Here is a 25053-nt window from a genome sequence, read left to right as displayed (position 1 = left end):
CGGTCTCCTGCGGGTGCCCCTTTGAACCTTGGGAGTAGGCCCACATGACCCAGCAGTCACTGGAGCCGAAGACCGTCGCGGAGGACGCGGGCGCGGGAACCCGCGTTCCGGCCGGACGCTCTTGGCTCGACCGGTACTTTCACATATCCCACAGAGGATCCACGGTCGCGCGTGAGGTGCGCGGCGGCGTCACCACCTTCATGGCGATGGCGTACATCCTCCTCCTCAACCCCCTGATCCTGTCCGGCAAGGACGCCGCGGGGGACACGCTCGGCCAGAAGGCCCTCATCACCGCGACCGCGTTCGCGGCGGCCTTCACCACGCTGCTCATGGGTTTCGTCGGCAAGGTGCCGCTGGCCCTCGCCGCCGGCCTCTCCGTCTCCGGAGTCCTCGCCTCCCAGGTCGCCCCGCAGATGACCTGGCCGCAGGCGATGGGCATGTGCGTGATGTACGGCGTGGTCATCATGCTGCTGGTCGTCACCGGCCTGCGCGAGATGGTCATGAACGCCATCCCGCTCGCCCTCAAGCACGCCATCACCATGGGCATCGGCCTGTTCGTCGCCCTGATCGGCCTGGTCAAGGGCGGGTTCGTGCACGAGAACCCGGCTCCCGGCGGCGGCCCGGTCCAGCTCGGCGCCGTCGGTGAACTCTCCGGCTGGCCGGTGCTGCTGTTCTCCGTCACCCTGCTCGCCATCTTCATGCTCCAGGCGCGCGGTGTCCCCGGCGCCATCCTCATCGGCATCGTCGGCGGCACGCTGATCGCCGTGATCCTCAACGCCGCCGGTGTCATCGACCCCAAGCAGTGGGCGAGCGGCGCGCCCGAACTCCATGGCAGCGCGGTCTCCATGCCCGACTTCTCGCTCTTCGGCGCCGTCGAGTTCGGCGGCTGGGGCGAGGTCGGCGCGATGACCGTCGGCATGATCGTCTTCACCCTGGTGCTCGCCGGGTTCTTCGACGCGATGGCGACCATCATCGGCGTCGGCACCGAGGCCAAGCTCGCCGACGACAAGGGCCGGATGCCGGGCCTGTCCAAGGCGCTGTTCATCGACGGCGCGGGCGGTGTGATCGGCGGCGCGGGCGGCGCCTCCGGCCAGACCGTGTTCGTCGAGTCCGCGACCGGCGTCGGCGAGGGCGCACGCACCGGCCTGGCCTCCGTGGTCACCGGTCTGTTCTTCGCCGCCTGCCTCTTCTTCACCCCGCTGACGGCGATCGTGCCGGGCGAGGTCGCCGCGGCCGCCCTGGTGGTCATCGGCGCCATGATGATGATGAACGCCCGCCACGTGGACTGGGGCGACCGCGCCACCGCCATCCCGGTCTTCCTGACCGTCGTGATCATGCCGTTCACGTACTCCATCACCGCGGGTGTCGCCGCCGGCGTCATCTCCTACGTCGCCATCAAGACCGCCCAGGGCAAGGTCCGCGAGATCAGCGCCTTCATGTGGGCACTCACGGCGATCTTCGTGGTGTTCCTCGCCCTCAACCCGATCGAGAGCTGGATGGGCGTGCACTAGCGCCCCGCACGACCGCCCTTCACCCAACCGCTTAAGGAGACCGACAGATGCTGGACATCGCCGAAGAGCTGCACCGGTGGGTCGAGCAGGGACGCGACTTCGCCGTGGCCACCGTGGTCGCGGTCGGCGGCAGCGCCCCCCGCCAGCCCGGCGCCGCCCTCGCGGTGGACGCCGACGGCACGGCGATCGGCTCGGTCTCCGGCGGCTGTGTGGAGGGCGCGGTCTACGAGCTGTGCCGGCAGGCGCTCGAGGACGGCGAGACCGTCCTGGAGCGCTTCGGCTACAGCGACGAGGACGCCTTCGCGGTCGGCCTGACCTGCGGCGGCGTCATCGACATCCTGGTCACCCCGGTCCGGGCGGGCGACCCCGTCCGGCCGGTGGCGGCCGCCGCCCTCGCCGCCGCCGCGGACGGGGCGGCCGCCGCGGTCGCCCGTGTCGTCTCGGGCCCGGCCGAACTGCTGGGCCGCGCCCTGCTGGTGCGTCCCGACGGCTCCCACGACGGCGGCTTCGGCGCCCATCCCGAACTCGACCGCACGGTCGCGGCCGAGGCGGCTGCCTTCCTGGACGCCGGCCGCACCGGCACCCTGGAGATCGGAGAGCAGGGCTCACGCTGCGGAGCACCGCTCACCGTACTCGTCGAGTCCTCGGTCCCCGCCCCCCGGATGATCGTCTTCGGCGCGATCGACTTCGCCTCGGCGCTGGTCCGCGTCGGCAAGTTCCTCGGCTACCACGTCACCGTCTGCGACGCCCGCCCGGTGTTCGCCACCGAGGCCCGCTTCCCCGACGCCGACGAGATCGTCGTCGAGTGGCCCCACCGGTACCTGGAGCGCACCGAGGTCGACGGCCGCACCGTCCTGTGCGTCCTCACCCACGACGCCAAGTTCGACGTCCCCCTGCTCCGCCTCGCCCTGCGGCTGCCGGTCGCGTACGTCGGCGCCATGGGCTCGCGCCGCACCCACCTGGAGCGCAACGAGCGGCTGCGGCAGGTCGGCGTGACCGAGCTGGAACTGGCCCGGCTGCGTTCCCCGATCGGCCTCGACCTGGGCGCCCGTACCCCCGAGGAGACGGCCCTGTCCATCGCCGCGGAGATCGTCGCCGCCCGGCGCGGCGGCAGCGGTGCCTCCCTCACCGGCGCGCACACCCCGATCCACCACGACACGCCGTCGGCCCCCGCCGGCCGCATCGGCTCGGTGGCCTGACCGGCCGTCACCGCGCTCCGGGGTGCGCGAGTACGGCAATCCGGCCCCCCGAAGACTGCCGGTTCGAGGCAGTCCGGGGCCGGCCGGGCCGGTGCCACGATGACACGCATGACACGTTCCCGCCGCGGCCTGGGCTGCATCGTCGCCGGCCTGCTCCTCGTCCTCGTCGCCGCCGGTCTGTTCGCCGCCGTCCCGGGCGCGCTGGCGAACCAGCGCGAGTACGCCTCCGCGCCCGCCTGCCCGGACGGCGACCGCTCCGGCTCGTGCACGACGTCCGTCCCGGCGACCGTCACGCGCGCGGACGACGAGCCCCACGGCAGGAGCGTCTGGCACTGGATCCACTTCACCGAGCAGGGCTCGGACACCGTACGGCGGGTGCGCATGGCGGGGACGCGGCCGGTGTTCGACACGGTGCGCGGCGGCAGCGAGGTGACGCTGACCTACTGGAAGGGCGAGATCCGCACCGTGCGCTCCGGCGCCACCACCCAGGAGACGCACGCGTCACCCGCCGAGGACTGGCGGTGGCCCACGGCCTTCGGCCTGCTGACACTGCCCTTCGGGCTCGGCGCGCTCCTGTGCGGCCTGTGGCTGCGCTCGCACCCCGCGTCCACCACGCCGCCCGCCCGCTCGTGGGGCCTCATCGGAATCCTGGCGGGCGCGTACCTCAGCTGCGTCGGCTTCCCCGCCGCCATGCTGAGCAGCGGTCTGCCGGAGGCACTGCTGTTCACCGCGGCCGGCCTGCCTCCGGTCCTCCTCCTGGTCACCCTCTACGCCCGGAGGGCGCACCGCCGGACCACCGAGCCGGCGCTCACCGCACCCGGCACGTGAGCGAGTCCGCCGCGGTGACTCACGGCTGCCGCAGCAGCCGGTTCACCGCCCGTCCGAACACCGCCCGCGCGGTCCGCTCCAGCGGCCGGTCGAACAGCGCGGGCAGCAGCCGTACGCCCAGCTCCTCCCGCCAGATCACCCGGGCGCGTCCGCCGGGGCCGGGCCGGACCTCCAGTTCCGCCCAGCCGAGGACGAGCCGTCCGCGCTTCTCCAGCCGGCACAGCCCCGGCGTGCCGTCGCCCGGCGGCTGCCACACCGTCACCTCCATCCGGTCGTCGAAGGCGAGCGGCCCGACGCCCGAACGGGCCACGAAGACCGTGCCGGCCCGGGTCGGCGGCGGCGTCAGCACGGTGACGCGGGTCAGCGGGACGGCGTCCGCGTGCCGGGACCACTCGGTGAGCCGGCGCCAGGCCTCGGGCAGGGGGAGCGGCGCCGTGCGCTCCAGGGTGAAGGTGACCACGGGACGATCTTAGGGACGCGGGCTACCGATACACCTTGCCCGGCTCGGCCTTCCCCGGCGCGAGGAGCTGCGGAACGGTCACGAACACATACCCGCGCTCCTTGAGTGCTTCGACGATCCCGGGCACGGCCGGCACGGTCCCGTCGTAGATGTCGTGCAGCAGGATGATCCCGTCCCGGTCCGCCTGCTCCAGCACGCGCTTCTCGATCAGCGCGGAGTCGTTCGTGGTGTAGTCCTTCGCCGTCACGGTCCACAGCACCTCGGCGAGTCCCAGCTCGCGGCAGATCTCGTGCACGGTGTCGTCGGTGCGGCCCTGCGGCGGGCGCATGAGGGTGGGGCGGCGGCCCGTGAGGTCCTCTATCGCCTTGTTCGGGCGCTCCAGCTCCTCGCGTATCCCGTCCTCGTCGAGGCTGGTGAGGATCTTGTGGTCCCAGGTGTGACTGGCGACCTCGTGGCCCTCGTCGGCCATCCGCCTCACCAGCTCCGGGTACTTCTCGATGTGCCGCTTGCCCAGCAGGAAGAAGGTCGCCGGGACCTGCTCGTCCTTCAGGATGTCGAGCAGCCGCGCGGAGTGCTCGCTGGGGCCCGCGTCGAAGGTGAGCGCGATGCACTTGGCGCGACGGCAGTCCACGGTGCCGAACCCGGCGGCCTCGGCGCCGGACGCGGCCTGCGCGCGGACGGTGCTTGGCGCGGTGGTGTCGAGGCGGGTGCACCCCGTCAGCGCGAGCGTCAGGGAGACGGCCGCGGAGACAAGCGCAGCCGTTCGGAACCCGGCCGCCGGTCTTTTCATCTTCTTTGTCGCTGAAGGCATGCCGGGACTATACATCGCGTGTATACGCGTGGTTTATAGTCTGCTCGGTGTGCCCGGAACCCCCTCCGGTGCGCCCGGAACCTCGCTCCGGCGTTTGATCCGCCCGCACCCTGGCACCCGCGAAGAGAGCAGCGCGCGCAGGGAGCCGACGCGGAAAGGGGGCGCGCACATGACCGCGTACGCCGTGGTGATCCCCACCCTCGTCCCCGACTCCCTGGCCGACTGCCTCGCCGCGCTCGCCGCGTCCATCGGGCCCCCACCACGCCAGATCCTGCTCGTCGACGACCGGCCCGATCCCGAACCCGGCGCCCTGGACCACCCGCTGGCCGTCCTCGGCGACCTGCGCGCCCACACCGCCGTCCTCGCCGGCGCCGGACGCGGCCCCGCCGCCGCCCGCAACACCGGACTGCGCGCGGTCACCACCCCCTGGACCGTCTTCCTCGCCGACGACGTCCAGCCAGGCCCGCACTGGTGCGCACAACTCGACACGGACCTCGCCGCCGACGCCCCCGACATCGCGGGCAGCCAGGGCGTCCTCGCCGTACCCCTGCCCGACGGCCGCGCACCCACCGAGGCCGAACGCGAGACCGCCGCCCGGGCCCGCGCCCGCTGGACCACCGCCGACATGGCCTACCGCACCGACGCCCTCAAACAGGCCCGCGGCTTCGACGAGCGCTTCCACAGCGCCGACCGGGCCGACACCGACCTCGCCCTGCGCCTCCTCGACGCCGGCCTGCGCATCCGCCAGGGCCGCCGCACCAGCAGGATGCCGGTGCCACCCGCCGACCGCCGGGCCGCGCTGCGCGCCCAGCGCGTCCACACCGACGACGCGCTCATGCGGCGACTGCACGGCCCCCGCTGGTGGCACCGGGCCGTCGCCCCGCGCGGCCGCCTCCCCGGCCACCTCGCCGTCACCGCTGCCGGAGCCGCCGCCTGCGCCCTCGCCGCCGCCGGCCGGCGCTCGGCCGCCCTCGCCGCCGGAGCCGGCTGGGCCGCGGGCACCGCCGAACTCGCCCGGTCGCGGATCAGCCCCGGGCCGCGCACCCCCGACGAGGTGACGACCCTGCTCGCCACCAGCGTGCTCGTCCCGCCCACCGCCACCTGGCACTGGCTGACCGGCCAACGGCGGCACCGGCACGCCGTGGCCTGGCGGGAGGTCGCCGAATGACCCGGATCCGCGCCGTGCTGTTCAACCGCGACCGCGTACTCGTCGAGAACGCCGGGGACGGCCCCGACGGCGTGCGCCCGGTGCCGGGCGCCGCGGAGGCACTGTGGCACCTGCGCCGGCACGGGCTGCGCACCGGCGTCGTCACCGCGCGCGGGCCGCTCACCGCGGCCGGGACGCGGCAGCTCGACGAACGCGTCGACGAACTCCTCGGCCCCTTCGACGTCTGGGCCGTCTGCCCGCACGGCACCGGCGAGGAGTGCCGCTGCCGCGCCCCCGAACCCACCCTGCTGCTCTGGGCCGCGGGCCGGCTGTGCACCGCCCCGGACGCCTGCGCCCTCGTCGGCGACACCTCAGCCGACGCCGAGGCCGCGCACCGCGCGGGCGCCCGCGCGTTCCTCCTGCCGACGAGCGGAACGTGGCCGGAGTCGTCGTCGGTGGACGGTGGAGGTGGCGCGCAGGTCGTACCCGATCTCGCGGCCGTGGCCCTGACGCTGGCGCCGGGACGAGCGCCGGGGGACCCGGGTGACGGCGACGGGTGACGGGGCGGCCGGCGGGGCACACGGTTGAGCGCCGGACGCGGGGTGAGGGCCGACGCCGGCCGGTCCTCGCCCCACGTCCGGCGCTCAGCCACCGCCTTCGGAACGCTCGCCCTTGGGGCCGCGGCCGCGTTCGGTGCGCGGGCCGCCGCTTCGCCGCTCGGGGTCCTGCCGCAAGGTCTCGTTGGCCCGCTCGTTGGCGTCCTGGTCCGAGATCCCGGACCGCTCGGCCTCCTTGCGCAGTCTCGCCCGCTGGGTGTCGTACTTCTTGCTTCCGGGTCCTGGCACGACGATCACCTCCTGGCGACTGGGTCCCCGACGGCCTCTCCCGGCAAACGCTCAGCGGTATGCGGTCGGCGGGCGACCGTCCAGTGCGGGCAGCGGACTGCCGACGGCATTCTGTATACCGTCACCGGACTACGCTCAGCCGTATGCGGTCGGCAGGCGACTGTCCAGTGCGGACAGCAGACCGTCGACGGCATCCTGTACACCGTCGCCAAACGCTCAGCCGTATGCGGTCAGCGGGCGACCGTCCAGTGCGGACAGCAGACCGTCGACAGCATCCTGTACACCGTCGCCGGCGAACCGGTCCCGTGCCCGCCGTGCCGCCTCCCGCCCCGCTCCCAGGCACCACCCCCACCACCGTTCCAGCCCCTCCGGGCCCGCCTCGGCGGCGGGCAGCAGCGCGGGCCAGCCGCAGGCACGGGCCTGGGCGGTGACCTTGGCGCCGCCCTCGACCGGGTCCACGGCCAGCGCGGGCGTGCCTGCCCGCAGGGCGAGGACCAGGCCGTGGAGCCGGTCGGTGACCACCACATCCAGCCGGGACAGCACGGCGGCGAGCTGGGCGGGCGTCGCGCACAGCCGCCAGTCACGCGTGTCGAGCCGGGTCTCCAGCTCCAGACGCGCGCAGTCCTTCCCCGCCAGCCAGCGCGTCACCCGCTCGGCGACCTGGTCGTGCCGCCGCCGCGACCCGTACTCGTGCTGGCCGTGGGTGAGGATCACCCCGGCCACCGGGAGGGCGGGCGCCGCCGGTGCCCGGGCCGCCAGGTCGGTCGTCGGCGTGATGCCGGGCGCGTCCCGGGCCAGCACCAGGTGGAACCCGGTGACGGCCGGTGCGGCGGGGTCCGGCACGGACGTGCCCACCGCGACGCGCACGCAGTGGGCGAACCGCCGGTGCAGTTGCTCGATCTGCGGGCCGTGCAACGGGCCGCACACGAACACCAGATGGGAGTACCGCTCGGCACGCACCTCGTCCAGGTGCAGGGCCCGCGGCCGGAAACCGGGGCTCCAGACGACGTCGTACGGCAGCCCGGCCCGCCCCAGCACCTCCTCGGTGCGGGCGAGCGCCAGCACGTCCCCGGCGGTCGCCTCCCCGTGGAGGAAGCTGAACCACCCGGTGAGCAGAATCCGTCGTGGCGTGGTCACGGTCCCGCCGAGTGCCCTCGCGGGACGGCCTCCAATCGCGCGCCTCAGCCTTCCACGCCGGTGGCCCCGTGCGACGCGCCCACCGGCTTGGACTCGGGGGAGCCGCGCTGGCGCAGGTAGATGGACAGGACCGCCATGGAGGCGACCGCCAGCAGCTCGGACTGCCAGTTCTGCAGGGTGCGGTTCCAGAAGTCGGCGGAGGTGAGGTAGGCGGCCCAGCTGGTGGGGCCCTCCAGCTGCCGTAGCTGCTGCTCGTTGTACGCGGCGACGCCGGTGATCGACTGGGACAGCCAGGACAGCACGAAGACCGTCCCCATGACCAGGCCCAGGGAGCGGGAGAAGAGCAGCCCCCGCCAGCCCGTGTCGCGGGCCCAGCGCGGCGAGTCCTGCCGCGCGTGTTCGCCGACCCGCTGGTCCCGGTCGGACTCGGTGCCCGCCTTGTGCAGCTCCTTCGACTCCGGTGAGCCGCGCTGCAGCAGCCACACGGTGCCGAAGATGTAGAGGAAGAACTGCAGGTACTCCGACTGCCAGTTCTCGGTGACGTCCACGGCGAAGTCCGAGGTGGCGAGGTACGCGGCGAGGCTCACGGGCGCCAGGCCCTCGGAGGTGAGCTGGTTGTTGAAGTCGGCGTGCCCGGCGATCGCCTGACCCGCCAGGGCGATCAGGAAGGCGGTCAGGAAGGCCAGCCCGAGGCTGTTCTCGCGCAGGAAGCGCCCGGCGCGGCTCATCGCTGCGTCAGCCCCAGCGCCGTGAAGTACACGAGGCCGGCGGCGATGATCAGCAGGGTGGTGGCGAACAGCGTCCTCACACCGGTCACCCGCCCTCGATCGCGCACTGGTAGGGCCGTTCGGGCCGCGGCAGGCACCCGGCGGCGGTCACCTTCCAGCCGTCGGGGAAGTGCGAGAGGAAGACGGTGTCGTGCTCCAGCACCACCCGGGCCTGCGCGCCGTGCACGTCCACCTGCCGTACGGCCCCTCCCGGCGGCAGTTCCTCCTCGCCGATGGCCCGCGCACAGGCGGCCTCGGCGGTGTGCTCCAGTTCCTCGCGGGTGGCGGGGGCGAGGGTGCCGCACAGCGGGGCGTACCGTTCGGCGGCGAGCAGCCGCTCGAAGCGGGTGACCTGCAGCGTGACGGCGTCCCGGCGTTCGGGCAGGGACCCGCAGGCGCCGACGGCCGCCAGCACCGCCACGGCCGCCACGCCCCGGCCGTACCGCCGTCCCGGCATGCTGCCTCCCATTCGACCGGCCATCCGGCTCCATGGGACGGCTGGGCCTCGAAGGCCCGCAACCGGCACACGGCCGTTCGGCCCAGCCGACCGACGGCGACCGCATCGCGCGGGTGCTGCCGTACGCCGGTCAGCGCCAGGGCAGCAGGCCCGGCGGCAGCTCCGCGTCCTTCGCCTCGTCGCCCGGCTGGAGCTGGTCGGCGTAGCCCGCCTCCGTCCACACCAGCTTCTTGAACTGGGCCGGCGTCAGCGCGCCCGGCCAGGGGGTGCCGCCCGGGCAGAACACCGAGCCGCAGCCGTAGCAGTAGTGCGCCGGCCGCCACAGCCGGTCGGCGCGTCCGCCGCCCGCCTCGGCGGCGGCCTTGCCGCGGCGGTCGTCACGGACCACGAAGAACGTGCCCACGAGACACACCAGGGCGAGCACGGCGCCGCCGACCGTGTAGAGCGGCTTCTCCTGGCTCACTCCGGTGTACGCGAGCGCCACGCCGATGCCGGTCAGCACCATGCCCTCGACGAAGTGCACACACCCGTCGCCGCCCGAGTCGGGGCCGGGCGCCAGCCGGCCGTACAGGTTCCGGCGCGACGCGCCCTTCGCCGTGCGCGCCTGCTCCACCGTGCGCACCTCTGTGCCCCCGCACGCCGGGCACGCCACCCACGCCGGGTATCCGGCCCCCTCCATCGCCATGAAGATCAGCTTATCGGCGCGCGTGTGCGGGTTCCGTGGGGACCGTGTGCGGGGGCGGGGTTCACCGCCGTGGCCTCGCAGTCTCGGCCCCACCGCATCGAACCCACCGCCTCCGCCTCACCGCCACTGCGTCGCCGTGAGGCGGATGCTCGCGCCCTCGCCGACGATCGGGTGGGCGTTCACGGGGAAGGGGATGTGCGCGACCCAGCGGCCGACGGCGGGATCCTCGTCGGTCAGCGGACGGCCCTGCGGCTCGTGGTCCTTGATCGCGCCGGGGATCAGCGAGTTCCAGGTCGCCCAGATCGCGGGCGCCGGACCGGTGCCGACGTCCACGACCAGGGCGTCGTCGAAGTCGGCGGTCTGCTCCAGGTGGTCGCCGAAGCCGAGGAACCCCTTGTCCGTCCGCAGCGACAGGATCCGCAGGTGCAGCGCGTACCGCATGGTCGGCGACGTGGCGGGCCGGGGCAGGTCGGTGCGCAGGAACGTGGTCGTCAGCGGCACGGGCTCGGCGGCGCCGGCGGCGTCCGGCCTCGGCAGTGGCACCGGGCACCAGTGGGCGGCCTGCCGTTCGTGCACGACGACGGGCAGCCCGCGAATGGCCATCAGCACCTCGGCCTGCCAGCTCGTCCCCGGCTCGGCGGGCATCCGGTGACCGACGAGCGAGGCCTCGACCCGCAGGTCGCCGAAGAGGAAGCGGCGCAGGTTCTGGTAGCCCTCCTCCGAGTTCACCAGCCCGTACCGGCCGCTGTGGCTGCGATGCACGAACGCCCCGTGGGAGCCCGGCACCGCGGCCCGGTCGATCTGCACCAGTCCGTCGCTGCGGGCGCCGACCGCGGCGGCGGACATCCCCAACGCCACGTCGTAGTCGGCCGGATTGGTGCCGACCAGGCAGAACACCCGCTCCAGCGGGAACCGTCCCGCGCCCTGCGGCATGACCCGGGCGTCCCAGCCGTCCGGCGGATCGCCGCCGCGCCATTCGAGGCGCGGCGTCAGATACTCGTACATCCGGCGCGGGCCGAAGATGTCGCCCCCCTGGATGCCGAAGGTGTCCCGCAGCCGTTCGAAGACGCCGAAGCCCTTGTCGAAGACGATGCCGCCGTGGGGTGTCCCGTACGTGAAGAGCTTGTCGACGAAGTCGGCCGGATCCTCACCCTGCTCGGGCAGAATTTTCTGCAGCAGGCAGCGGCACACGAGCCCGCCCATGGAATGGGCGACCAGAAACACGCGGGGCGCGCCGGTCCTCTCCCGCAGCCTGCGGATCAACCGCAGCAGGTCGGCGGCGGCGTCCTCCAGCCGGAATTCCCGGGGATCGGCGCCCCAGCTGGTGGCCGACGCGTCGTAGAAACGATGCACCCAGATGCTGTCCGCCGGAATGTCCCGGTGCGAGGCCAGATAGGACTCCTGGCCGCCCTGGACGAGAACGTGGTAGCCGTCATCGAGGTGAAGCCGCAGCAGCGGGCTCTCGAACTGATGGAAAGCCGGTTTCTCGCCCGGACCCACCCGCACATGCGTGGAACCCTCGTTGAAGCCGTAGAAGGGATCGGTGACGACCTTGTTGATGCCTGAAGTATCGCCCGCGAATCCCCTGACGTAGACGATCGGGAGCTTTTCCTGGAGGTTCATGGCCGACTCCGGGAAGGGCGGAAGACATTCCCGACGCTACGTCCGGCCGACCGCACCGGCCACCGCACGATTCGCCGAACGCGGCCCCAGGAACCACACTGGAAGGGAGGTACAGGAGGCGGAATCATGGCTTTCTTCAACCTTACGAGCCCTCAAGGAGTCCAGGAGGCCCTGACGGAACTCGGGTTCGACCCGGGGCCCGCCGACGGCATCGCCGGACCCAAGACCCAGAAGGCGGTCCGGGAGTACCAGACCAGCAAGGGCCTGACGGCGGACGGCATCGTCGGACGCATGACCCGCGCGGCCCTGGCCGAGGACCTGCGGGCCCGTGGCCACGACGTGAAGGAGTGACAGGACGGCATCGGTTCACCTCGGCGGTGGCCGGCACGGGTCCTGCGAGGCGCCGGGCTGCCGGGCGGCGAACTCCCGCAGCAGCTCCGGCGTCACCGACGGGTCGAGCCCACTCGTCGCCGTCGGCCACCGCCCTTACCGCGCGCACCAGTTCCTCCGGCGCCGGTCAGCGCCACCCGCAGCCGCTCTCCGCGAACGTGCCGACGCTGTCGTACATCTCGACCGGCGTTCCGCTCAGGCCCGTGAACGCCCGCAGGTCCGGCCCCGACTCCGCGTCGCTGTCCCGGCGGGCACCGGCCGGCACGCCGTAGCCGAGCGAGCCCAGCGCGGCCCACAGATCGCCCCCGTACTCGGCGACGGCGTCCTCGAAAAGCGCCGCGGTGTACTGCGGCACCCTGCGGCGCAGGGTGGACGGCTTGGTGAGGGTGAGCACCGCCAGCACGGCTCTGATCCGGCCGTCGTCCAGGCACAGCAGCCGTACGCCGCCGACGTCGAGGGACTCGGCGGCGGCACCGCCGTCCGCCCCCGGGGCGATCTCGGCGGTCAGCAGTTCCGCGCTGACCAGGCCCCGCGGTGGATGCGGAACGAACACGACGTCGTCCGCGACGAGGACTCCCGGCACGGCCGGAACACCGGCGGACCGCACGGTGACCTGCGGTTCGGCGGGCGGGGACTGGGGGCTGGGACTGGTCATGGAGCACTCCCGAAGGCGAGTCCGCCATGGCGGAGAGAACACGCTGGGTGACGACCCCCGTATCGCACCGCGCGGCGAACCCCACTGTCCATCACCCGCCCGGGTGAGCGGGGCGCTCGGCCCGGCGCACCGCGGCGCACCCGCCGGGCACCGCGCGCGTCCGCGTGGACGACGACGTCAGGTGGCGACCTGCCGAGATCGCTCGCGCGTTCGCCGCCGATGCCGGCCGACCGGCCTCAGCGCCCCGCCCCGTCACCCCCGTCGCTGTCCCGGAAGGCGGCGAGGATGCGTTCCGCCGCCAGGGTGGACGTCAACTCCCCGTCCCGCACCCGCTGTTCGAGGGAGGGGGCGAGGGCGCGTACCGCCGGGTCGGAGCGCAGGCGGTCGAGGAGTTCGTCGCGAACCATGCTCCACGTCCAGTCGACCTGCTGGTCGCGCCGTTTGGCGGTGAGGCGGCCGGTGGAGTTCAGCAGGGTGCGATGCTGTTCGAGACGTTCCCAGACGACGTCCAGGCCGGTCGACTCCCGTGCGCTGCAACTCAGCACGGGCGGCGTCCAGAACGCGTCCTTGCCGTGCATGAGCCGCAGCGCGCCCGCCAGTTCCCGTGCGGCGGCGCGGGCGTCCCGCTCGTGCGGGCCGTCCGCCTTGTTCACGGCGATGACGTCGGCCAGTTCCAGGACGCCCTTCTTGATGCCCTGCAACTGGTCGCCGGTGCGGGCGAGGGTGAGCAGCAGGAAGGAGTCGACCATGTTCGCGACGGTGGTCTCCGACTGGCCGACGCCGACGGTCTCCACCAGGATCACGTCGTAGCCGGCGGCCTCCATCACCACGATCGACTCGCGCGTCGCCTTCGCCACCCCGCCCAGCGTGCCCGCGGTGGGGGAGGGGCGCACGAACGCCGCCGGGTCGACGGCCAGGCGTTCCATGCGGGTCTTGTCGCCCAGGATCGAACCGCCCGTGCGGCTGGAGGACGGGTCGATGGCGAGCACCGCGACCCGGTGGCCGAGCGAGGTGAGCATCGTGCCGAACGCGTCGATGAAGGTGGACTTGCCCACACCGGGCACGCCGCTGATGCCGATCCGCCGGGCCCGGCCGCCGTGCGGCAGCAGCTCGGTCAGCAGCCGCTGCGCCAGGGCCCGGTGGTCGGGGCGGGTGGACTCGACGAGCGTGATGGCGCGGGCCACCAGGGCCCGCTTGCCGTCGAGCACACCCTTCACATACGTGTCGAGATCGATCGCCATGCGGGCCCCGGCCTCAGAGGTCGTGGCCGAGACCGGCCGCCAGCCGCGTGACCAGGTCGTGCGCGGCGTCCGGGATGACCGTGCCGGGCGGGAAGACCGCCGCCGCGCCCATCTCCAGCAGCGTGGGCACGTCCTGCGGCGGGATCACCCCGCCGACCACGATCATGATGTCCTCCCGGCCCTCCTCGGCGAGCTGCTCCTTCAACGCCGGTACGAGGGTGAGGTGTCCGGCGGCGAGCGAGGAGACGCCGACGATGTGCACGTCCGCCTCGACGGCCTGGCGGGCGACCTCGGCCGGGGTCTGGAACAGCGGGCCGACGTCCACGTCGAAGCCGAGGTCGGCGAACGCGGTGGCGATCACCTTCTGGCCCCGGTCGTGGCCGTCCTGGCCCATCTTGGCGACCAGGATGCGCGGGCGGCGGCCCTCGGCCTCCTCGAAGGCGGATACCAGGGTGCGGGTACGGTCCACGGACGGGGACTCCCCTGCTTCGTTGCGGTACACGCCGGAGATCGTACGGATCTGGCTCGCGTGCCGGCCGTACACCTTCTCCAGGGCGTCGGAGATCTCCCCGACGGTCGCCTTCGCGCGGGCCGCGCGCACCGCCAGCTCCAGCAGGTTGCCCTCGCCCCCCGCGGCCCGGGTGAGCGCGTCCAGCGCGTCCCGGCAGGCGGTCTCGTCCCGCTCAGCGCGCAGCCGCCGCAGCTTCTCGATCTGCTGCGCGCGCACCGAGGAGTTGTCGACCTTCAGGACGTCGATCTGCTCGTCGCTGTCCACCCGGTACTTGTTGACGCCGATGACCGGCTGCCGCCCGGAGTCGATGCGGGCCTGGGTGCGGGCCGCGGCCTCCTCGATGCGCAGCTTGGGGATGCCCGCGTCGATGGCCTTGGCCATGCCGCCGGCCTGCTCGACCTCCTGGATGTGCTGCCAGGCGCGCCGCGCGAGGTCGTACGTCAGCCGCTCGACGTAGGCGCTGCCGCCCCACGGGTCGATGACCCGGGTGGTGCCGGACTCCTGCTGGATGAGCAGCTGGGTGTTGCGGGCGATGCGCGCGGAGAAGTCGGTGGGCAGCGCGAGCGCCTCGTCGAGCGCGTTGGTGTGCAGCGACTGGGTGTGGCCCTGGGTGGCCGCCATCGCCTCGACGCACGTACGCGTGACGTTGTTGAACACGTCCTGCGCGGTCAGCGACCAGCCGGAGGTCTGCGAATGGGTGCGCAGCGACAGGGACTTGGTGTTCTTCGGGTCGAACTGCTTGACCAGCTTCGCCCACAGCAGGCGGGCCGCGCGCAGCTTGGCGACCTCCATGAAGAAGTTCATGCCGATCGCCCAGAAGAACGACAGCCGGGGCGCGAACGCGTCCACGTCCAGGCCCGCCTCCCGGCCCGCCCGGATGTACTCCACGCCGTCCGCGAGCGTGTACGCCAGCTCCAGGTCGGCCGTCGCGCCCGCCTCCTGGATGTGGTAGCCGGAGATGGAGATCGAGTTGTAGCGGGGCATCCGCTGCGAGGTGAAGGCGAAGATGTCGGAGATGATCCGCATCGACGGCTTCGGCGGATAGATGTAGGTGTTGCGGACCATGAACTCTTTGAGGATGTCGTTCTGGATGGTCCCCGCCAGCTTCTCCGGCGGCACCCCCTGCTCCTCCGCCGCCACGATGTACAGGGCGAGCACGGGCAGCACGGCTCCGTTCATCGTCATCGACACGGTCATCTTGTCCAGCGGGATGCCGTCGAAGAGCTGCCGCATGTCGTAGATGGAGTCGATGGCCACGCCCGCCATGCCGACGTCACCGGTCACCCGCGGGTGGTCGCTGTCGTAGCCGCGGTGGGTGGGCAGGTCGAAGGCGACCGACAGGCCCTTCTGGCCGGCCGCCAGGTTGCGCCGGTAGAAGGCGTTGGACTCCTCGGCGGTGGAGAAGCCCGCGTACTGGCGGATCGTCCACGGCTGGTTGACGTACATCGTCGGGTACGGGCCGCGCAGGTACGGGGTCATGCCCGGGTAGGTGCCCAGGAAGTCCAGTCCCTCCAGGTCGCGCCCGGTGTACAGCGGCTTCACCGGGATGCCCTCGGGGGTCTCCCACAGCGGATCGTCCCCGCCGGTCGCCTGCTTCACGGCGTTACGCCACTCGTCGGCGCCGCCTGCGGACGCGGGCACCCCGAGTTCGATTCCCGAGAAGTCGGGGATTCCCATCAGGACACTCCCATCCGGTCGAGGGTCGCGGACAGCACGGCGACGGCGTCGCAGCCCGCGAAGACGTACGCGTCGATGTCGGAGTACCGCCCAGGGCGGCCGGCCAGGAACACGTGTCCGGCGCCCGCCGCCTTCAGCTCGCGGGCGGCCGACTCCGCCTGCTCCTCGTACACCGCGTCACTGGAGCACAGGCAGACCTCGGTGGCGCCGCTGTCCTCGAACGTGCCCTCGGTGACGGGTTCGATGCCGCCCGCCTGGAACAGGTTCGCCGCGAACGTCGCCCGCGCGGTGTGCGCGGCGGCCGGGCCGAGGGTGGCCAGGTAGATCCGGGGCCGGGCGCCGGTGGCGGCGAGGTGCGCGTCGGAACGGGCGCGCAGCGTCTCGTACGCCTCGTCGCGGCGCACCCGGGGCAGTCCGCCCGCCGGGGACGCCGGGGCGGGCTCGCGCTCCACGGGCTGCTCGGCGAGGTGCGGGAACTCGCTGACACCGGTGACGGGTTCGCGCCGCTTGGCGAGCTTCTCGCTGCGCGCGGCCCAGGTGGCGGCCAGGTCCTCGCCGAGACGGCCCGAGCGCAGCGCGGCGGCCTGGCCGCCCTGCCGCTCGATCCGCTGGAAGAACTCCCAGCCGGCGTGGGCGAGTTCGTCGGTCAGCCGCTCGACGTACCAGGAGCCGCCCGCCGGGTCGATCACCCGGGCGAGGTGCGACTCCTCGATGAGGATCGTCGAGGTGTTGCGGGCGATGCGCCGGGCGAACGCGTCCGGCAGGCCGAGGGCGTGGTCGAAGGGCAGCACGGTGACCGAGTCGGCGCCGCCGACCCCGGCGGCCAGCGTGGCGACCGTCGTGCGCAGCATGTTCACCCAAGGGTCCCGGCGCGTCATCATCACCGGCGAGGTGACGGCGTGCTGGATCTGACTGCCGGGCGCCCCGCACACCTCGGTGACCCGCGCCCACAGCCGGCGCGCCGCGCGCAGCTTGGCGATCGTCAGGAACTGGTCCGCGGTCGCCGAGTACCGGAACTCCAGCTGGGCGCAGGCCTGTTCGACGGTCAGGCCCGCCTCGGTCAGCTCCCGCAGGTAGGCCACGCCGGTCGCGAGGGAGCAGCCCAGCTCCTGCGCGGCGGAGCCGCCGGCCTCGTGGTACGGCAGCGCGTCCACGGTCAGCGCCCGCAGCCCCGGGTACTCCTCGGCGCACAGCCGGGCCAGGGAGGCGGCCGGCGCGAACTCCGCGGCCCGGCCCGTACGGGCCTCGTGGCCGAGCGGGTCGCCGCCGAGACCGCCGCGCGCCGCCTCCTTGGCGACGCCGCGCTCGGCGTGGAGCCGCAGCAGCTCCCGTGCGGCGGCCTCGGTCTCGTCGCCCGCTTCGAGGACGACGGGGGCCAGGTCGAGATGGACGCCGTCCAGGACCCGGCCGAGTGAGGACACCGGGATGCCGCCCTCGCCGACGACCAGCCAGAGCGAGGTGACGCCGTTCTCCAGGTCCGCCAGCACCGACCCGTCGGCGACCGCCGTGTGGCGCTGGCGTACGTCCCAGCCGCCCGCGGTGTTGCCCTCGGCGCGGCCGCCGCGGACGAAGGGGGCGAATCCGGGGAAACCGGGATCGGGTGCGCTGTCGTTCGCGGTGTACAGGGGGCGGGTGCGCAACCCGTCCTCCAGCGGAGTGGACAGGGCAAGCTCCGCCGCCGCTCCCGACACGTCCTTGCCCGCCTTGCGCAGCACACCTTCCACCAGGTGTTGCCACTGCTCGTGGGTCGCGTCAGGGAACTCGGCGGCCAGCGAGAGCCCGTCGTCAGGCAGGACCGTCATGCTCGGATGCTAGGCCAGAAGGACAAAGGAGCAGCAGGGGACGCGGCTGTGACCTTCCCCTCGCCCACCCTGTGACCTGGGCCTCTGTGGGGCCCCTCGCAGCACTCTGGCGGCGGGTCACCCCTTGGGGCTACCGTCGGTAACACCGCTCTCCTCACGGCTCTCCTCCCTACCCCCGTGCACCCTCCGCACCTCTTTCCGGAAGGGCAGTCCATGGACAACTCCCCAGCGCACCCCGGGACCGGTACCGCGTCCGGATCAGCGTCCGGATCCACGTCCGGCTCCGTGCCCGGGATCACCCGCCGCCACGCCCTCACCGCGGCCGGCGGAGTGCTCGCCGCCACCCTCGCGGGCGCGATGCCCGCCTTCGCCGCCGAGTCGCAGGACGCGGACGCGATCGTCGTCGGCCACGGCCTCGCCGGACTGGTCGCGACCGCCGAACTCGCCGCCGCCGGCCGCAAGGTGCTGCTCCTCGACCAGGAACCCGAGGCGAGCCTCGGCGGGCAGGCGTTCTGGTCCTTCGGCGGCCTGTTCCTCGTCGACTCCGACGAACAGCGCCTCATGGGGATCAAGGACTCCCACGACCTCGCCTGGCAGGACTGGCTGGGCACGGCCGGCTTCGACCGGGGCGTCGACGACCCGTCGGGCCAGGACCACTGGGGCCGCAAGTGGGCGCAGGCGTACGTGGAGTTCGCGTCCGGCGAGAAGCGGTCCTGGCTCGCCGGGCTGGGCATGCAGTGGTTCCCGGTCGTCGGCTGGGCCGAGCGCGGCGGCGGTCTCGCCGACGGACACGGCAACTCGGTGCCCCGCTTCCACGTCACCTGGGGCACCGGCCCCGCCGTCGTCGAGCCGTTCGAGAAGAAGGTGCGGGCGGCGCGCGCGGACGGCAAGGTCTCCTTCAGGTTCCGGCACCGCGTCGACGGCATCGTGACGACGGGCGGCGCCGTCACCGGCGTCCGCGGCGCGATCCTCGAACCGAGCGACGCGGCGCGCGGCAGGCCCAGCTCCCGCGTCCAGGTGGGGGAGTTCGAACTGCGCGCCCCCGTCGTGGTCGTCACCTCCGGCGGGATCGGCGCCGACCACGACCTCGTCCGGCGCAACTGGCCCGCCCGCCTCGGCACCCCGCCCAGAACCATGGTCACCGGCGTGCCCGCCCATGTGGACGGCCGGATGCTCGCGATCACCGAGAGGGCCGGCGGCCGGATCGTCAACCCGGACCGCATGTGGCACTACACCGAGGGCCTGAGGAACTACGACCCGATCTGGCCCGGCCACGGCATCCGCATCCTGCCCGGCCCGTCCTCGATGTGGTTCGACGCCACCGGCAAGCGGTTCGGCAGCCCCGACATCCCCGGCTACGACACCCTCCACACCCTGAAGTCCATCACCGGCACCGGGTACGACTACTCCTGGTTCGTCACCACCCAGAAGATCCTCGCCAAGGAGTTCGCGCTCTCCGGTTCCGAACAGAACCCGGACCTCACCGAGAAGAACGTCTGGATGCTGCTCTCCCGTATCTGGCAGACCCCGGAGCCGATCGAGAGGTTCAAGAAGAAGGGGGCCGACTTCGTCGTCGCGACGACCCTGCCGGAACTCGTGAGCGGCATGAACAGGCTCACCGGCGACAACCTGATCCGGCTGGACGACCTGCGGCGCCAGATCGAAGCCCGCGACCGGGAGATCGACAACCCCTACACCAAGGACGTCCAGGTCATGGGCATCCGCAACGCGCTGAGCTATGTCGGCGACTCGCTCAGCCGCACGGCCCCGGCCCACAGGATCCTGGACTCCGCCGCCGGTCCGCTCATCGCCGTACGCCTCAACATCCTCACCCGCAAGACGCTCGGCGGCCTCCAGACCGACCTGTCCGGCCGGGTCCTGAACGCCTCCGGCGATCCGGTCCCCGGTCTGTACGCCGCCGGGGAGGTGGCCGGCTTCGGCGGGGGCGGTGTCCACGGCTACCGCTCGCTGGAGGGCACCTTCCTCGGCGGCTGCCTGTTCTCCGGGCGTCAGACCGGACGGGCCGCCGCCCAGGCCACCGCGACCTGAGCGGCGGTGCCACGCCCTACGAGGTGAACCGCTGGCCGGCCGAGCCGTCGCACGGCTGCAGCCGCAGCGGTTCCCGGGCCGCCGCCTGCGTCAGGCACAGGCCGGGCTCGGCGGACGGGCGGATCGTCGCACCGTCGCGGACGAACTTCTGGTTGGCCGAGCCGGAGCAGTTCCAGACGTTCAGCGCGGTGCCCGCGCGGTACCGCGCGCCGGGGACGTCCAGGCAGCGGTCCTGGGTGAGCTGGGTGTGGAAGGTCCGCCGGGCCGGGTCGTACCACCAGCGCTGGTTGCGGGTGTCGGCGCAGTCCCAGCCGAGGACGCCGGTGCCGTTGGCGCTGCCGGAGGCGGCGACGTCCACGCAGGTGCCGGTCGCCTGGTTCCTCAGCGGCGCGAAGACGTCGTCCCAGGCGTGGGGGAACAGGACGGGGCTGCCGGAGGAGGCGACGTCCGCGCAGGAGGCCTCGCGCAGGTCCGAGGCGTAGAAGCGGGTGAGGCAGGACGCGAAGGCGGCGTGGCCGCGGGCGTTGGGGTGGAAGGACTGCCGGACGGAGTTCTCGTCCGGCGTGCCGGGCTTGGACAGATCGATGTACAGGCCGCGCGCCCAGGTGTCCTCCATGCACACCTCGTGGCCGTGGAAGAGGCGTGAGGCGTCCAGGTAGGAGGCGCCCGCGGCGGCCGCGGCCTTGCGGACCCCGCGTTCGAAGGCCGGTACGGCGGTGTCGCGGCCCCACTTCGTGTCGGAGTCGTAGCCGAGGCCGCCGCAGGCGAGTTTGCCGCCGAAGCCGGGGTTGTCGCGGAAGTCGGGGCCGATCGGGCTCGGGTAGCTCATCACGACGAGCTTGTAGTCGCCGTCGGCGTACCCCGCGTCGCGCATCACGGACCGCAGGTCGCGCACGGTCCGCTCGACCTTCGGGACCAGGCCGTCCACGCGGGCCTGCCAGCCGGGGGCGTACTTCGGCTCGCAGGGTCCCTGGGAGAGCAGGTAGCGCTGGACGCAGTCGGTCATGACGGGACCGAACTGGAGGTCGTCGTTGGCCCCGGCGACGAGCAGCACCATCTTGATCCGGGTGTTGCGCGCCTTGATCGCCAGGCTGTCGCTCTGCACCAGCTCGTCGGCGTACTGCTTGGCGCCCCCGATCCGGATGTTGCCGGTGGAGGCGCCGGAGCAGGAGACGTTGAAGGTGAGGTCCGCGGCGATGCCGGTGCGGTGGACGGCGGCGTCGGGGGAGCGGTGGCACCAGTTCGTGGGGCCGTTCGTCGGCGGTTCGTAGGTGCCGACGCCCTCCCCGGAGATCTCGCTGTCGCCGAGCGATATCAGCGCGGTCCTGCGCTCGGCGAGGGGGCGTTCGGCGGGGTCGCCGTAGAGCGCGGTGGCTTCCCTGGCCCTGATCGCCTCCAGGTCGGACGGGAGCGGGGTGGCGGCCGCGGGCCGTGTGCCGGCGGCCGTGGCGGGGGTCGCGGTGGCGGGAACGGCGGCCGTCGCCATGGCGAGGACGGCCGCGGCCGCGGTGGCGAGCCACCGCAGCCGGTACCCGGAGCGTCTCATGACACCTCCTGGACGTGGGGTTACCCACGGTATTTACTGGCCGGTAGTCGCCAGGGGAACACCTTTGCCGAAAAAAGCTGAGGGAGCGTCATGTTCCGTTTACGGGCGACCGATCGGAGTCGGCTACGTGCAGGAGGTTGCCCGTGCTGCGAACGACCCTGACCGCGAGTGTGGCCGTCGGTGCCCTGCTCACCCCCGCGACGGCCGCCCAGGCGCGGCCGGACGCACCGGACATCCCTCCCCTCACCGACCGGCACGGGCGGGTGCTGACCCTGCGCGGCTGGAACGTCGAGGACAAGGTGAACCGGGGCGACGAAGCCCTGTCGGCCGTCACCGAACGGCACTTCGCCGACATGCGGGCCCAGGGCTTCAACCTCGCCCGCCTGCTGGTCTTCTGGGACGACCTGGAGCCCCGGCCGGGGCAGTACAGCACCGGATACCTGAGGAAGATCGACCGCGTCCTCGACTGGGCCGAGCGCAACGACGTCAAGGTCCTGATCGACGCCCACCAGGACGTCTTCGGCCCGGCCTTCGGCCATCGCGGCATCCCCGCCTGGGCCACCAGGACCGACGGACTGCCCTTCACCCCCCACCCGGACGACTGGTTCGCCGAGTACTTCGAACCCGCCGTCCAGCGCGCCTTCACCCACCTCTACGAGGACCCCGACCTGCGCCGCGCGCAGGCCGGTGCCTGGCGGGTGCTCGCCGGGCACGTCGCCCGCCACCCGGCCGTGATCGGCTACGACCTGATGAACGAACCGATGGGCGAACCGCGCGAAGGGGAGGACCTGCCGACGGCCGCGCGCCGCATCGAGCGCGACCAGATCACCCCGATGTACAACCGCCTCGCCGACGCGGTCCGTTCGGCCGACCGGGACGCCTGGATCTTCGTCGAGCCCACACCGATCGTCGGCGAGGGCGTACCGACCGGCCTCGGACGCGTCGACGACCCGAAGGTGGTGTACGCGCCGCACTTCTACAACACCGCCATGGAGGCGGGCGCCGACTACGACCCCGGTGCCGGCTGGATCGAGGCCTACGAGCGGGCCGTCGTCGAGTACCCGAGGCGCTACCGGGTGCCCGTCGTGGTGGGGGAGTGGGGACCGCTCGACAACTCCCTGCCGAACATGGGCCTCTTCTACCGCGACGCCATGGCCTCCCTCGGCCGCTACACCTCCGGCTGGGCGGGCTACGTGTGGTGCTACGGCGGCGGGTACTGCGCGGTCGACGACACCGGCGCCTTCCGCACCCACAAGGAGCTGACCGCCGAGCCGTACGCGGCGAGCGTCGCGGGCACCGTCGCCTCGGCCTCGTACGACCCCGCGGACGGCGTGTACCGCCTGGCCTACCGGGCGTCCCGGCACGGCCCGCGCACGACCGAACTCTCCCTGCCGCCGGGCACCTGGCACATCACCGCCGACGCGGCGACCGTGCTGCGCACCGAGCCGGGCCGGGCCCGGGTCCTGGCCTCCCCGGGCCGCGACGTGACCGTCACCGTCCGACGGTCCCCCATCGAGGACCGTAGCTGTCCGCAACGGCGGCTAGCGTGCCGCCCATGACCACGACGAAGGCCCAGCCCGCCACGACCGCCCCCGTGCTCGGCACCCGCGCCCTCAACCGGGCCACCCTCGCCCGGCAGCTGCTCCTCGACCGCTCGCCGATGTCCGCGAAGGCGGCCGTGGAACATCTCGTCGGACTCCAGGCGCAGGAGGTGAAGCCGCCGTACCACGCGCTCGCCGCCCGCCTGGAGGGCTTCACCCCCGAGGAGCTGTCGGGGCTGCTCGACGGCCGCGAGGTGGTGCGGATGGTGACGCTCCGCTCCACCATCCATCTGCACACCGCCGACGACAGCCTCACCCTGCGCCCCCTGGTGCAGCCCGCGCGGGACCGGGAGCTGAACATGAAGCAGTTCCGCGACGGCCTCGTCGGCGTCGACCTCGGCCGGCTCGCCGCCCTCGCCCGCGACCTCGTCGAGGCGGAGCCGCGCACCATGAAGCAGCTGCGCGAGGCCCTGCGCGCCGAATGGCCGGACGCCGATCCGCAGGCCCTGGCCGTCGCCGCCCGCTGCACGCTGCCCCTGGTCCAGGTCACCCCGCGCGGCCTGTGGGGGAGGAGCGCCCAGGTCGCCGTGACCACGGTCGAGCACTGGCTGGGCCGCCCGGCCGAGCCGCCCGCCGCCCTGGACGCGGTCGTGCTGCGCTATCTCGCCGCGTTCGGGCCGGCCTCCGTGCGGGACCTGCAGACCTGGGCCGGGCTGACCCGGACACGGCCCGCCTTCGAACGCCTGCGGCCCTCCCTCGTCACCTTCCGCGACCCGAACGGCGTCGAACTCTTCGACCTGCCCGACGCCCCGCGCCCCGACCCGGACACCCCGGCCCCGCCCCGCCTGCTGCCCGAGTTCGACAACCTGCTGCTGTCCCACGCCGACCGCACCCGGGTGATCCCGCCCCCGCACCGCGGCCGCACCTGGCAGGCGAACACCTTCCACTGCCCGCTCCTCGTCGACGGCTTCCTCGCCGGCGTGTGGCGCCTGCGCGACGACGCCCTCGTCATCGAGCCCTTCACGGACCTCACCCGGGCGGCGCGCGAGGAGGTGGGCGCCGAGGCCGAGCGGACGCTGCGCACGCTGTACCCGCAGGGGTCGTACGACATCCGGTTCGGCACCGTCACCGGCTGAGCCGGCGGTGACCCCGGACATGGAAAGGGGGCGCTGCGGGCCGCTCGTGGAGGCCCGCAACGCCCCCTGGTACTCACCTGAGGGGTGCCCTCAGGAGTCCTTACCTGGTCACGAGTTGACCTGCGCGGTCACCAGGCTGGAGAAGGTGGTCAGCCGGGTGTACACACCCGGGTAACCGGCCTGGGCGCAGCCCTCGCCCCAGGAAGTGATCCCTGCCAGGACGCCCCCGACAAGCAGGGGACCGCCGCTGTCGCCCTGGCAGGTGTCCACGCCGCCGGAGGAGTATCCGGCGCACACCATCTCGTTCGCGACGTAGTCGGAGCCGTAACTCCCGCCGCAGCTCGAGTCGGAGACGATCGGTACGGTCGCGGTCCGCAGCTGGTTGGAGGAGCTGCCGCTCTGCGACGTCGTACCCCAGCCGAGCACCCGGGCGGTGGTGCCGGCCTTGTAGACGGAGGCGTCGGTCGACGAGACGTACTTGGCCGTGGTGTACGGCATCGACGTCGACAGCGTCAGCACCGCCACGTCCTCACCGCGGGTCGCGGTGGTGTAGTTCGGGTGGATCCATATCCTGCTGACCCGCGCGACCGTCCCGTTGGTGCCGTTGAGGTAGGTCCGGCCGCCGACCACGCGGACGCTGCTGGTGCTCTCCCCGACCATGCAGTGCGCGGCGGTGACGACCTTCGTCGGCGAGACCAGCGTGCCGCCGCAGAACTGGTTCTGCGAGGCGTCGGTGATCTGCATCATGAACGGATAGGCGCTCGTCGTGGTGGTGGTGCCGCCGACGACGGGCTGGGGCGCGGCGACGGCCGAGGGGGCGCCGGTCAGCACGGTCGCGGCGGCGGCGCCGCCGGCGGCGACGGCCACGGCGGCCTTTCTCGCACGGGTGAGCCCGAACATGAGTCTCCTCAGGGATTGCCGGTGGGGGGTCGCGCGGGGTGGGGGGTGGTGCACGGGGATCTCGGGACAGATCCCCGTGTGCCCGGCGAGCGGCACGCCCTTACGCTAGGGCCGGCGGCCCCGCCCTCCCAATGA

23 protein-coding genes are annotated in these 25053 nt (G+C 73.0%); 9 read left to right on the top strand and 14 right to left on the bottom strand.

Annotation, left to right across the window (positions count from 1 at the left end; translation table 11 throughout):
• Positions 1 to 44: 44 nt before the first annotated feature.
• The 3 genes from AMK31_RS04565 (at position 45) to AMK31_RS04555 (ending at position 3538) form a co-directional block, all read left to right on the top strand.
• The gene (locus tag AMK31_RS04565; protein ID WP_073939063.1) at positions 45 to 1511 is read left to right on the top strand and encodes an NCS2 family permease; all 1467 of its coding nucleotides are present in this window, start codon (positions 45 to 47) and stop codon (positions 1509 to 1511) included.
• Between the two features lie 47 nt (positions 1512 to 1558).
• Positions 1559 to 2710 carry an XdhC family protein gene (locus tag AMK31_RS04560; RefSeq protein ID WP_073939062.1) on the top strand — a complete coding sequence of 384 codons (1152 nt, stop codon included), beginning with the start codon at positions 1559 to 1561 and terminating at the stop codon, positions 2708 to 2710.
• Between the two features lie 108 nt (positions 2711 to 2818).
• Positions 2819 to 3538 (top strand): hypothetical protein, encoded by a 720-nt coding sequence (locus tag AMK31_RS04555; protein ID WP_073939061.1) that lies wholly within the window; start codon positions 2819 to 2821, stop codon positions 3536 to 3538.
• A 19-nt stretch (positions 3539 to 3557) separates the two neighbouring features.
• Here AMK31_RS04555 and AMK31_RS04550 read toward each other — a convergent pair whose 3' ends face one another.
• The gene (locus tag AMK31_RS04550; RefSeq protein WP_073939060.1) at positions 3558 to 3998 is read right to left on the bottom strand and encodes an Immediate-early protein 2; all 441 of its coding nucleotides are present in this window, start codon (positions 3996 to 3998) and stop codon (positions 3558 to 3560) included.
• 22 nt (positions 3999 to 4020) lie between these two features.
• Complete coding sequence (locus AMK31_RS04545) at positions 4021 to 4809, bottom strand: polysaccharide deacetylase family protein (protein WP_073939059.1); 789 nt, start codon at positions 4807 to 4809, stop codon at positions 4021 to 4023.
• Positions 4810 to 4978: 169 nt separating this feature from the next.
• On the opposite strand from AMK31_RS04545, the gene AMK31_RS04540 reads away from it, so the two are divergent.
• Complete coding sequence (locus AMK31_RS04540) at positions 4979 to 5977, top strand: glycosyltransferase family 2 protein (protein WP_073939058.1); 999 nt, start codon at positions 4979 to 4981, stop codon at positions 5975 to 5977.
• Entirely contained in the window at positions 5974 to 6516 is a 543-nt protein-coding gene (locus AMK31_RS04535) for an HAD-IIIA family hydrolase (RefSeq protein WP_073939057.1), read from the top strand. The genes AMK31_RS04540 and AMK31_RS04535 overlap by 4 nt, the downstream gene beginning before the upstream one ends.
• Positions 6517 to 6600: 84 nt before the next feature.
• Here the strand turns inward: AMK31_RS04535 and AMK31_RS04530 are convergent, their stop codons facing one another.
• The 6 genes from AMK31_RS04530 to AMK31_RS04505 form a co-directional block, all read right to left on the bottom strand.
• The gene (locus tag AMK31_RS04530; protein WP_073939537.1) at positions 6601 to 6801 is read right to left on the bottom strand and encodes a hypothetical protein; all 201 of its coding nucleotides are present in this window, start codon (positions 6799 to 6801) and stop codon (positions 6601 to 6603) included.
• 216 nt (positions 6802 to 7017) lie between these two features.
• Positions 7018 to 7938, bottom strand: coding sequence for a polysaccharide pyruvyl transferase family protein (locus AMK31_RS04525; protein WP_073939056.1), 921 nt, complete (start codon positions 7936 to 7938; stop codon positions 7018 to 7020).
• A gap of 44 nt (positions 7939 to 7982) precedes the next feature.
• Positions 7983 to 8666: a DUF6766 family protein gene (locus tag AMK31_RS04520; protein ID WP_073939055.1), complete on the bottom strand. Its 684-nt coding sequence runs from the start codon at positions 8664 to 8666 to the stop codon at positions 7983 to 7985.
• Positions 8667 to 8751: 85 nt separating this feature from the next.
• Positions 8752 to 9162: a hypothetical protein gene (locus AMK31_RS04515; protein WP_073939536.1), complete on the bottom strand. Its 411-nt coding sequence runs from the start codon at positions 9160 to 9162 to the stop codon at positions 8752 to 8754.
• Positions 9163 to 9292: 130 nt separating this feature from the next.
• Entirely contained in the window at positions 9293 to 9847 is a 555-nt protein-coding gene (locus AMK31_RS04510; protein ID WP_073939054.1) for a hypothetical protein, read from the bottom strand.
• A gap of 117 nt (positions 9848 to 9964) precedes the next feature.
• Positions 9965 to 11470: an esterase/lipase family protein gene (locus AMK31_RS04505; protein WP_073939053.1), complete on the bottom strand. Its 1506-nt coding sequence runs from the start codon at positions 11468 to 11470 to the stop codon at positions 9965 to 9967.
• A gap of 126 nt (positions 11471 to 11596) precedes the next feature.
• On the opposite strand from AMK31_RS04505, the gene AMK31_RS04500 reads away from it, so the two are divergent.
• Positions 11597 to 11821 (top strand): peptidoglycan-binding domain-containing protein, encoded by a 225-nt coding sequence (locus tag AMK31_RS04500; protein WP_073939052.1) that lies wholly within the window; start codon positions 11597 to 11599, stop codon positions 11819 to 11821.
• 166 nt (positions 11822 to 11987) lie between these two features.
• Here AMK31_RS04500 and AMK31_RS04495 read toward each other — a convergent pair whose 3' ends face one another.
• The 4 genes from AMK31_RS04495 to AMK31_RS04480 all read right to left on the bottom strand — a co-directional run bounded on the left by AMK31_RS04495 (position 11988) and on the right by AMK31_RS04480 (position 17746).
• On the bottom strand, positions 11988 to 12515 hold the full coding sequence (locus AMK31_RS04495) for a hypothetical protein (protein ID WP_073939051.1): 528 nt from the start codon (positions 12513 to 12515) through the stop codon (positions 11988 to 11990).
• Positions 12516 to 12751: 236 nt separating this feature from the next.
• Positions 12752 to 13756, bottom strand: a complete 1005-nt coding sequence (meaB, locus tag AMK31_RS04490; RefSeq protein ID WP_073939050.1) for a methylmalonyl Co-A mutase-associated GTPase MeaB — start codon at positions 13754 to 13756, stop codon at positions 12752 to 12754.
• 13 nt (positions 13757 to 13769) lie between these two features.
• The gene (gene scpA / locus AMK31_RS04485) at positions 13770 to 15944 is read right to left on the bottom strand and encodes a methylmalonyl-CoA mutase (protein ID WP_073939049.1); all 2175 of its coding nucleotides are present in this window, start codon (positions 15942 to 15944) and stop codon (positions 13770 to 13772) included.
• Entirely contained in the window at positions 15944 to 17746 is a 1803-nt protein-coding gene (locus tag AMK31_RS04480; protein ID WP_073939048.1) for a methylmalonyl-CoA mutase family protein, read from the bottom strand. The genes scpA and AMK31_RS04480 overlap by 1 nt, the downstream gene beginning before the upstream one ends.
• Positions 17747 to 18031: 285 nt before the next feature.
• Here AMK31_RS04480 and AMK31_RS04475 point away from each other — a divergent pair, with 285 nt between their 5' ends.
• Positions 18032 to 19795, top strand: coding sequence for an FAD-binding dehydrogenase (locus AMK31_RS04475; RefSeq protein ID WP_073939047.1), 1764 nt, complete (start codon positions 18032 to 18034; stop codon positions 19793 to 19795).
• A gap of 16 nt (positions 19796 to 19811) precedes the next feature.
• Here the strand turns inward: AMK31_RS04475 and AMK31_RS04470 are convergent, their stop codons facing one another.
• On the bottom strand, positions 19812 to 21341 hold the full coding sequence (locus AMK31_RS04470; RefSeq protein ID WP_073939046.1) for a ricin-type beta-trefoil lectin domain protein: 1530 nt from the start codon (positions 21339 to 21341) through the stop codon (positions 19812 to 19814).
• Between the two features lie 143 nt (positions 21342 to 21484).
• Between AMK31_RS04470 and AMK31_RS04465 the strand changes: the two genes are divergently transcribed.
• Positions 21485 to 22900 (top strand): cellulase family glycosylhydrolase, encoded by a 1416-nt coding sequence (locus AMK31_RS04465; protein ID WP_073939045.1) that lies wholly within the window; start codon positions 21485 to 21487, stop codon positions 22898 to 22900.
• Complete coding sequence (locus AMK31_RS04460) at positions 22897 to 24018, top strand: winged helix DNA-binding domain-containing protein (protein ID WP_073939535.1); 1122 nt, start codon at positions 22897 to 22899, stop codon at positions 24016 to 24018. Before AMK31_RS04465 ends, AMK31_RS04460 begins: the two co-directional genes overlap by 4 nt.
• 108 nt (positions 24019 to 24126) lie before the next feature.
• On the opposite strand, the gene AMK31_RS04455 is transcribed toward AMK31_RS04460, so the two are convergent.
• A complete protein-coding gene (locus AMK31_RS04455) occupies positions 24127 to 24918 on the bottom strand; it encodes a S1 family peptidase (protein WP_073939044.1) in 792 nt (263 codons plus the stop codon).
• Between the last annotated feature and the right edge of the window lie 135 nt (positions 24919 to 25053).

Source organism: Streptomyces sp. TSRI0107, from assembly GCF_001905845.1.
GTDB lineage: Bacteria > Actinomycetota > Actinomycetes > Streptomycetales > Streptomycetaceae > Streptomyces.
Note: the sequence above shows the minus strand (reverse complement) of the source record. Positions and strands in the feature narration are given on the sequence as shown.